Source organism: Pseudoalteromonas sp. G5_S1_14_S5 (genome assembly GCF_054968605.1).
In genome coordinates this window covers 39,920-49,064 of record NZ_JBQKUM010000038.1, presented here as the reverse complement: position 1 = coordinate 49,064, position 9,145 = coordinate 39,920, and the positions used below count along the sequence as shown (strand labels likewise).

Here is a 9,145-nt window from a genome sequence, read left to right as displayed (position 1 = left end):
TGATTAATACCATCATGCAGCTCACGCGCGAGATGCTTCTTCTCGTCTTCTTGAAACATCACCGTCTTATGAGCCAGCTCTTTCAAATTGTTATCGGCAATACGATGTTCATGCATGTTGATGGCTAAAGTCAGTACGATGATCACCGCCACGGTAACACTCAAGATCACCACAATAGAGAAAAACGTGGTTTCAATGTTCTTGTTGATCGCAGCCTGCATTGAAGCGACTTCTTGATGCACATCTTCAATGTACAAGCCCGTACCAATCATCCAATCCCAACGTTCCAACCAAGCGGCATAACTCAGCTTAGAGACCACCTCACCTGTCGATGGCTTTTGCCACAAGTACTGATGAAAGCCTCCTCCGGTTTGTGCTTCTCGTAATAAGGCTTCAATCAGGAAATCGCCATCTTCATCTTGAAGTTGCAGTAAATTCTGGCCGATCAATTCCGGCTGTATCGGATGAACGAGATTGGTCCCATGATGATTGTAAGCGAAAAAATAGCCATCCGCGCCATATCTAAGTTTAGACAATATGTCTCGAACTTCCGTTTTAGCTTGGGCTTCTTGAATATCGGGATCGTTGTAGATGTGTTCGATGGCGTCGAAAGCCAGATCGACAGTGTCCTTAAGAGCATTTTCACGGGATTTGATCAAGCTGTCTCTGAAGATCTGGACCTCTTTATCACCCAGGGTTTTAGTCTGGTGTAACGAGATCCAACTAATGCTCGCCGTAACCAGCAGCAACGGGAGTAGTGTCAGCAGAATCAGCTTGGCTTTTAGAGGCATTCCTTTTCCTCACGAAAAACGGCTTATTGAACATCAATAAGCCGTTTTATTTTAGCAATTTATAGATAGCCGTTGAAACGTATCGTTCACATTCTTGGCGTCACTCACATTCCATAAAACGCAGGGAACGCGAGAAGTGACCCAAGTACGAGTATCTGAATCACAATGAAAGGCATCACTCCTCGGTAGATGTCTTTGGTCGTTACGCCTTTTGGTGCCACACCTTTTAGGTAGAACAAGCTAAAACCAAATGGTGGCGTCAAGAAGGAGGTTTGTAGGTTCATTGCAATCAAGATAGCGAACCACGTCATGTTGATACCCATTAACTCAGCAACAGGCGCTAAGATTGGCACGATGATGAAACAGATCTCTACGAAATCGATGAAGAAACCCAGAATCAAAATCACTAGCATGGTAATGATCAGGAAGCCCCATTTCTCACCCGGAAGCTGCAGCATCCACTCTTCTACCAGATAATCACCGCCAGTGTAGGTAAACGCCATCGAGAAAGCGGTCGCACCGAGCAAGATTGCAAACACCATTGCCGTTACCTTTACGGTTTCTTTAGAAGCGTCATACACCATTGACCAACTAAACTGACCATATAGCAGTGCAAGTATCATCGCACCTGCGCCACCTAATGCAGCAGATTCTGTCGGCGTCGCCACACCCGCAAAGATGGAACCCAGTACCACAATGATTAACGCGAGCGGCGGAAGAATCGCTTTTAGCGCATCAATCACTTCTTGTTTACGGCTGATTGAATCGTCACGCTCAATAGGCTGAGCGGCTGTAGGGTTAAGTTTTGCGTATATCAGAATATAAACAATGTACGCACCCACCAGCATTACACCCGGCCAAATTGCCGCTTGGAACAAGTCACCAACCGGAACACCAAGTACATCACCGAGTAGAATCAAAACGATCGATGGTGGGATGATTTGACCTAAGGTACCTGAAGCACAAATGGTGCCACAAGCTAAGCCTTTGTCGTAATTGTACTTAAGCATTACAGGCAAAGAGATAAGGCCCATCGCAACAACAGAAGCACCAACCACGCCAGTTGAAGCAGCAAGTAGCGAACCTACCAGTACTGTAGAAATCGCGATACCACCACGTACACCACCAAACAAGCGGCCCATAGACTCAAGTAGCTGCTCAGCAAGCTTGGTCTTTTGCAGAACAAGCCCCATGAAAACGAATAATGGAACGGCCATCAGTACCGTATTTTCCATGATCGATTGAATTCGATATGGCATAAAGGCAAACATTTCGATGCCTTCAGCCCAAACACCAAAGATTAAGGCGATACCACCAAAGGTAAACGCAACTGGGAAGCCAAGTAAAAGTGCAAACAAGGCTACAAAAAACATTACTATTCCAATCATGTTTAGCCTCTACTTATGATTTACATGGATAAGGTGCGGATTAAAAATCTTGTTGAGTGAGTGCAGGATCAAACCTACGCCACTCAGTGCCATCAAAAAGAACGACAACGGGATCATGGTTTTGATGATCCAGCGATATGGCAAGCCACCAGGATCGCCTGAGGTTTCACCCAGTTCATAACTCTCTTTGGCAACATCGATGCCGAACCAAGTAACCAGTAAACAAAAAGGAAGAAGAAAGATAAGCGTACCCAGCAGGTCAATAATAGCTTGCGCCTTAAAGCTCAATTGCTCGTAGAACACATCTACTCGAACATGGCCACCCGCTTTAATGGCATATGGCACACCTAGTAGGAAAACAGCAGAGAACAGATGCCATTCCATCTCTTGAAAGGCAATTGAGACATCGTTGAATGCATATCTCATGACAACGTCATACACGACGTTGGCGATAAGTAAAATAAACAACATACTGGAAAGCCATCCCAGTGCATCACCGATGCGATTAAACATGCGTTCAATATAAATTAGACTTCGCATTCCCGACTCCATGGAATTTGAAAAGACATCGTGCAGCTGAATTAACAAGCTGTAGGACGTAGAAAAGGTTCTTGAGAGTAATACAGGTTAGTTATTATGTTTTAAATAAACCCTCAGCTTATTCACTCTTAAATACTTAATAAGAAAAGCTTTGGGTTCATTTAGACTTAGTTCATAAAGAGCGATTATTTCGCTTGGCTATTTAGGTAAGCTCTGTGTGAAATATCCGTCCATGAACGTACTTGCTCTAGGTAAGCAGCTTGTGAAGCTTGAATATCTTTTGCTAGCTCATCTTTCTCAGCATGTGCAGCAAGTAGGCGATCGTTCGCTTCTTTCATTGCAGACATAACCTCTGGCGGGAAGTCTTTCACTTGTACATCTGGGTATTCAGTCTTCATAGAAACCCAGTTCTTACCACTTTCGTGCGTTGCTTGTGTGTACATGTCGTAAGCCGCTGTGCGCATTGCAACACGTAAGATTTCTTGTAGATCTTCAGGAAGCTTGTTCCAAGTGCGCTTGTTCACTAGGAATTGAAGCTCTGAACCGGGCTCATGCCAACCTGTGTAGTAGTAAGGCGCGATTTTGTGGAAACCCATTCGCAGATCCAGTGACGGACCTACCCACTCTAGTGCATCAATCGTGCGACGCTCTAGAGATGTGTAAAGCTCACCAGGGGCAATGTTTGTCGGCTTAGCACCAAGCTCTGCTAGGATTTCACCCGCAAAACCAGGGATTCGCATTTTCAGACCTTTTAAATCTTCAACACTGTTGATCTCTTTTTGAAACCAACCATCCATCTGAATATCCGTATTACCACCAGGGAACGACATCAAGTTATGTGGAGAATAAACCTGCTCCATTAACTCCATACCGCCACCGTGGTAGAACCATGCGTATTGCTCTGCTGGCGTCATACCGAAAGGCATAGATGTGAAGTAAAGAGTGTTTGGAACTTTACCTTTCCAGTAGTAAGAACCTGAGTGACCCATGTCGTATTGACCTGACTTAACCATGTCAAAAACGCCTAGAGGGGCTTTGTGTTTATTCGCTGAATCGATCCTGATTTGCAGTCGACCATTCGACATTTTCTCAGCCATCGCCGCCATGTTCTTCGTAGCATCACCGAAAACTGGGAAATTTGGTCCCCATGTTTCAGCAAGTTTTAAACGGTAAACCTTATCCGCAGCTGTTGCACCAGTAGCGACCAAAGCTAAACAAGCCGCAGCAGTCACCGCTACGTTTTTAAAAACTCGTGTGAGTGAGTTAGAAATGAGACTCATGTTCACGTCCTTTGTTGGGTTAACACTCTTTCTTTGAGCATTTTTTATGATTCAACACAAGAGTGCACCGCGATGAGGCAACAAGATATCAGGGAGAGCACGCACGGATACTCCGCACAAAGATACGTATTAGACCAAAGAACTAAGTAGAACTACGTAGGAGGTAAATGACTGTCGCCAGTTTTAAAGGACTTAGACTATTCACACGAAGAATTCGTATTGATCAATACCTAAGTAGTTACAATGAAGCCGTATTAACAATTGTTTGCTATTTCGTGATGAAGCTCTATTCATCGCTTGATGAATCGGGAGAGATTATCGATGTTTTAATCAGGGTTCGCCCTAATTTGGTGCTCACTGATGAGAGGCAGAGCCAGACGGTAGACTGAATAAGCGAACAACAAATTTGGAAGAAGTATAAGAGCGAGCCTTGTATTGCAGATACAAAAAAGCCTCGATAATCGAGGCTTAAAAACTTAACGAAGCGAAAATCATCCCGTGAGATTAGATAGCTTTGTAGATAACCTTGTTACCTGCTAGCTGCTCTTTCGCTACTAGGTTTTCTTCAAGAAGTTTTTTCAATGCGCCTGTTGCCCATGAAGCTGCTTTCGCGTCTTCTTGACCAGCTGCTAGGCCGATACCTTTAGGGTTAATGCCTTCAGCATTGCTAACAACGATGTCTAGAACTTGTTGTTGCTTAGGAGTCAGTGCTACTGCAACTTCTTTAGTTGCTGCTACTGTTTTCTCTACCGCTGGTTTTGCTGCTACAGTTTTTTCTGCTACAACTTTCTCTGCGACAGGCTTCGCTTTTTTCGGCGTTGCCACTGCTTTAACTACAGCCGCTTTAGTGCGTTTCTGCAGTTTAGCCTGCACCTTACGCTTATGAGCAAGTCTCATTGAATATTTCTCCAGTTCACTGCTCTTTTCGCAGTGGTGAAAATTTGAAGCGCGATTTATACCAAAAAACAGGAGCTATTTGTAGAGTGAAGCGCCGAAAGTCGACGAAAAATACCGATATTGTCTACTAGCGTCTATTATTTAAACATCAACTTATCAATTCAGGGTCATATACACTGGTTATCCATCCAGACAAAATATGAAAACTTGGTGTTACCTATGAACACTCGTCATCTCACTAATTTCTCTTTGCCTTCGTTCACACGAGCATACCGTATTCTAGCTGTTATTTTGGGCTTTATTTGCTTCATCATTGCACTCTATAGCGATAATCCAAAGTTAGTGATCGTAGGCGCTTTTTGCATTATTACGCTGCTTGGAACAGGCTATTATTTAATGCTACGCAGCCGAGTGATGTTCACACTCACTCCGACACATTTTCAGCAGCACTTTTATAAAGGTGGATGGGTTTTAAAATGGAGTAATATCCAAAAAATCGGCTTGTGTACTTATGAACAAGATGGCTGGCATCAACCTCTTCCTTGGATCGGGATTAAGGTCAAAAATTACTCACCCTACTTGGATTCCATCTGCCCTAAAATCACCTGCGAATTACTGCTCAGCCAGCGCGGACTTTTGTACTTGGGAGCTAAGCAAGCGGGTAAGGAGTCCAACTTTGAAGATATGGTTCTCGACTCTTCGCATTTCCATGCTCGCTGCACTAAAGCTGGCTGTGTAGAGCTAAGTCAATTTAAAGAATCAGAAAACACTGAAGAGAGCCACTTTGGTAACAGCCAAAAACAAGCTGCGTCTGAACCCTCTAAAACATCAAGTGACGAGAAAGCCATCATCAAAGATTACTCTGGACTACAGGCGATGCTCGCTAACAGAATGAAATACCAAAGACGTTTTCACGACTACGATATTTTTATATCAACCAATGACCTAAATATTAGCGGGGAAGAGTTTGTAGGCTTGGCTCGGCGCTACCTAGCCGCTGCCGAGCGTGTTTCTGATTAACATCCAATAGGCTCAGAGAGTCAATCCGCACGCTAATCCACGATGAACCATAAAAAAGCTTGGCTTTCACAAGCAAAGCTAAGCTTCATTTTCAATCGTTCTGTATTGAATCAGAGATTTAGTAAAGCGGCATCTCATCGGCTACAAATGGGTTTGATGCGCGCTCACGACCGAATGTTGATTCAGGGCCATGACCCGGTACGAAAGTTACATCGCTGCCTAGTGGCCAAAGCTTGGTCTTGATTGATTTGATGAGCGTGTTGAAATCGCCTTGTGGGAAGTCGGTACGACCAATGGCACCGTTAAACAACACATCACCAACAAACGCTAAACGAGCTTGCTCGCTAAACAGTACCACGTGACCTGGTGTGTGGCCCGGAGTGTGAATTACATCGATAACTTGGTTACCAAACGTTAATTTGTCACCCTCTTCTAACCAAGTATTTGGTTCAAACGCTTTACACAGAGGGAAACCGAACATTTGGCTTTGATTCTCTAGACCTTGTAGCCAAAAGTTATCCGCCTTATGTGGACCAACAATCTCAACGTTCAACATCTCAGAAAGTGGCACCGTACCACCTACATGATCTAAGTGACCATGAGTCAGCACCAAGTTCACTACCTTAACGCCCAGCTCTTCGATGATTGCAGCTAGCTGTTGAATGTCACCACCTGGATCAACAACGATGCCTTCCATGGTTTCATCACACCACACAATCGAACAGTTTTGAGCGAAAGAGGTAACAGGTACAACTTGATACTTAAGAGACATATACAAACCTTAGAGGGCAAACTGAAATTTGGGCAAACTATGACATTGGATGTTTACTTTGACAAGCCCCTACCGCTTTGCTCACCTACTGAGTCTTGCTCTACCAAGTTCGCACAGGGCCAGTATCAATGTGAATGAAATTGCTCCGAGCATAGTAACCAACACCACCCGCTTGTAGACTTCTTGCTACATCTCTCAACTCTTTCAAATCAACACCATCGATACGGAAATCGATCGCCTTACCAAGCATGTGATAGCTCTTTTTAGCAACACCACTCGACTTAGAGCGTAACGCTTCATTGGTTGCTGGAGAGCGGTAGCCAGAGATGATCTGAACTTCTTTTTGAATGCCTAAGATATTTTGAATCTGAGTAATTTGATCAAATAGGTTCTTATCCATTGGGTGTATTTCATTACGGCGGAAGTCACGACATAGTTTGCTAAGGCGCGCCATCTCATCACCAATATAGTTGGTGCCATCGAAATAGCAGGACTCTAACCTTTCACCGGTATGAAGGTTGTTCATGCTAATCGTTCTTGGTTGATCAGGGTATGAAGCAAAGGCAATAGAAGGAGTAAGTGAGGCAACAACAGCAGTACCACCAGCGTAAGTCAGGAACTGACGGCGTGAAAATAAACTTTGAGACATACAGCAAGTAAACCCAATCAGATCGAACAAAAAAAGCACGATACATAATTGAAATTGCTTCGTCAACGAACAAAAAACGTGCAAAACGTTAGTGTTTGTAACCTTTGCACGGTTAGTTATTGATACTCATTATAAATTTACCAATAGCAGGCAAGTTGTCATTTTTTGGTCAAGATCACCACTCTATTTATATCTATTATTAGCCACCCTGTTTATCGTATTGATAAATGTCGCCACGGTACTGTATGCCCTCTTCTTCAAACAACACGGTTTGGTAAATAATGTGTACCGGAATTCGTTTATTGAGTCGAACCTTTGTATTGGGAGCAAGTTCATCATTCTGATTGGGTACTTTCTTTACCTTAGTCGCAAATAACAACTCCGCGAGTTCCTCGGCATGCTCAACACGAATGCAACCTGAGCTATAGGCGCGGAAGTCATCGTTAAACAAGCTTTTACTTGGGGTGTCATGGAGATAGATGGCTCGCTTATTTGGTGTATTGAACTTATACAAACCCAATGCGTTGCTAGAGCCTGCTTGCTGGCGCATTCGATAAGGGAAAGAGTTGAAGTTGATCGTCTGCCAATCTATCTCGGTAGTATCGACGGTTTCCATCGAACGCCAACCATCAATCAATTGAAAATTGTGTGTTTCAAGATAGCTCTCGTCGGCTTTTACTTTAGGCAAGATATCTTTAACCATAATTTTCCATGGCACGTTCCAAGTCGGGTTTAAGATCACCGAATCAAGTTTTATCTCTAAGAGTGGCGTTTTTCTCGATTTTCTCCCGACCACGACTTTAGACTCAAAAACCTCTTCTCCGTTTTCCCAGTACTTCATATCAAAACTAGGTACATTCACCACTATCAGTGAGTCTCTATTTCTTGGCCATAAGCGGGCACGCTCGGCGTTCAATGCTAGGGAAGTAAGTCGATCATCAAAGCCCATGTTGATCCACTTGATCGTGTCTGGTCCGATAATCCCATCCGCGGTAATCCCATGCATACGCTGAAAAGCTTTGGTCGCGATTTCTAAGTCTTGATCAAACCGAGGGGAGTCGACAGCAATCATTGAAGTATCTACGCCAACCAATGCAATGCGCTCAACCAATGTCGCTTTGTCTGAAAGCTTATCTCCCAAGCGTTTTAGGCCTTTCTGGCGGTAGCGTTCAATACCAAGCTCTGATGCCGTGTTTAAAACAGAATAGGTTGCTTTGAATTGGTCAAAATCGCCAACCGGTGGCGCGTAAGACAACACCATCTCCAATAAGTAATCATTGGCGACACTGCTTTTAAGCCTCATAACAATGTGAGGTGAAGGCGCGGGCAATTTCGAGTGCAGCTGCCCAGAGAAATACCATTCCTCACCTATGATTGGCGCATTCTCAACGTAACTTAGATAATAGATGAAGGTGTCGGTAAGCAGTATGTCTAGCTCTTGCCACTGCTGGCGAGATTGGTATTGGTGAATCTGTTTAAGCTGTCGATCGAAAAGTGGGGCCACCTTTGCCTGTTCAATCAGCGATAACTGGAATTCAAACGCTTTAACAAGCTCGGGAGAGTCCCACAAGAATGGAAATGATGTATCTTGATAAATACTCAGGGTGAGTTCGGGATAGATAAGCATGAAAGAGAGTTCTGAATCAGCCGGAATAAACCGACGATCCTCAGAACCCGTATAGCTCCATGTGCTCATAGAAACTAGCAGCAATAATCCACAGAAGTATTTAGCTAACATGCTCACTCCACCTTTATCCATCACATAAGTATGGCAAAGAAATTGAAGCCAGCATTTTATTTTTAGATGA

The 9,145-nt window shown here is 43.9% G+C and carries 9 protein-coding genes; 1 reads left to right on the top strand and 8 read right to left on the bottom strand.

All coding sequences use genetic code 11. The features are described from left to right. The 5 genes from ACTRWI_RS12900 to ACTRWI_RS12880 all read right to left on the bottom strand — a co-directional run. Positions 1–791: cache domain-containing protein (locus ACTRWI_RS12900; RefSeq protein ID WP_499131932.1), on the bottom strand; the 791-nt coding region annotated here is incomplete at its 3' end. A 104-nt stretch (positions 792–895) separates the two neighbouring features. Next, positions 896–2,179: a TRAP transporter large permease gene (locus tag ACTRWI_RS12895; RefSeq protein WP_499131930.1), complete on the bottom strand. Its 1,284-nt coding sequence runs from the start codon at positions 2,177–2,179 to the stop codon at positions 896–898. A gap of 9 nt (positions 2,180–2,188) precedes the next feature. Further along, a complete protein-coding gene (locus ACTRWI_RS12890) occupies positions 2,189–2,719 on the bottom strand; it encodes a TRAP transporter small permease subunit (RefSeq protein WP_499131929.1) in 531 nt (176 codons plus the stop codon). Between the two features lie 185 nt (positions 2,720–2,904). Beyond that, positions 2,905–3,999 carry a TRAP transporter substrate-binding protein gene (locus ACTRWI_RS12885; RefSeq protein WP_499131927.1) on the bottom strand — a complete coding sequence of 365 codons (1,095 nt, stop codon included), beginning with the start codon at positions 3,997–3,999 and terminating at the stop codon, positions 2,905–2,907. 504 nt (positions 4,000–4,503) lie between these two features. Further along, complete coding sequence (locus ACTRWI_RS12880) at positions 4,504–4,896, bottom strand: hypothetical protein (protein ID WP_004740184.1); 393 nt, start codon at positions 4,894–4,896, stop codon at positions 4,504–4,506. Positions 4,897–5,115: 219 nt separating this feature from the next. Between ACTRWI_RS12880 and ACTRWI_RS12875 the strand changes: the two genes are divergently transcribed. Continuing rightward, entirely contained in the window at positions 5,116–5,916 is an 801-nt protein-coding gene (locus ACTRWI_RS12875; RefSeq protein WP_499131924.1) for a DUF2982 domain-containing protein, read from the top strand. Between the two features lie 118 nt (positions 5,917–6,034). On the opposite strand, the gene ACTRWI_RS12870 is transcribed toward ACTRWI_RS12875, so the two are convergent. The 3 genes from ACTRWI_RS12870 to ACTRWI_RS12860 all read right to left on the bottom strand — a co-directional run bounded on the left by ACTRWI_RS12870 (position 6,035) and on the right by ACTRWI_RS12860 (position 9,075). After that, positions 6,035–6,688, bottom strand: a complete 654-nt coding sequence (locus tag ACTRWI_RS12870) for an MBL fold metallo-hydrolase (RefSeq protein WP_499131922.1) — start codon at positions 6,686–6,688, stop codon at positions 6,035–6,037. Between the two features lie 100 nt (positions 6,689–6,788). Then, positions 6,789–7,337, bottom strand: coding sequence for a peptidoglycan L,D-endopeptidase MepK (gene mepK / locus ACTRWI_RS12865; RefSeq protein ID WP_063523001.1), 549 nt, complete (start codon positions 7,335–7,337; stop codon positions 6,789–6,791). Positions 7,338–7,536: 199 nt separating this feature from the next. Next, complete coding sequence (locus ACTRWI_RS12860) at positions 7,537–9,075, bottom strand: L,D-transpeptidase family protein (RefSeq protein WP_499131920.1); 1,539 nt, start codon at positions 9,073–9,075, stop codon at positions 7,537–7,539. Between the last annotated feature and the right edge of the window lie 70 nt (positions 9,076–9,145).

What these genes read in the sequence shown, in the direction of transcription:
- ACTRWI_RS12895 (WP_499131930.1), bottom strand. Translation starts at nt 2,179, where the DNA reads ATGATTGGAATAGTAATGTTTTTTGTAGCCTTGTTTGCACTTTTACTT.
- ACTRWI_RS12890 (WP_499131929.1), bottom strand. Translation starts at nt 2,719, where the DNA reads ATGCGAAGTCTAATTTATATTGAACGCATGTTTAATCGCATCGGTGAT.
- ACTRWI_RS12885 (WP_499131927.1), bottom strand. Translation starts at nt 3,999, where the DNA reads ATGAGTCTCATTTCTAACTCACTCACACGAGTTTTTAAAAACGTAGCG.
- ACTRWI_RS12880 (WP_004740184.1), bottom strand. Translation starts at nt 4,896, where the DNA reads ATGAGACTTGCTCATAAGCGTAAGGTGCAGGCTAAACTGCAGAAACGC.
- ACTRWI_RS12875 (WP_499131924.1), top strand. Translation starts at nt 5,116, where the DNA reads ATGAACACTCGTCATCTCACTAATTTCTCTTTGCCTTCGTTCACACGA.
- ACTRWI_RS12870 (WP_499131922.1), bottom strand. Translation starts at nt 6,688, where the DNA reads ATGTCTCTTAAGTATCAAGTTGTACCTGTTACCTCTTTCGCTCAAAAC.
- mepK (WP_063523001.1), bottom strand. Translation starts at nt 7,337, where the DNA reads ATGTCTCAAAGTTTATTTTCACGCCGTCAGTTCCTGACTTACGCTGGT.
- ACTRWI_RS12860 (WP_499131920.1), bottom strand. Translation starts at nt 9,075, where the DNA reads ATGTTAGCTAAATACTTCTGTGGATTATTGCTGCTAGTTTCTATGAGC.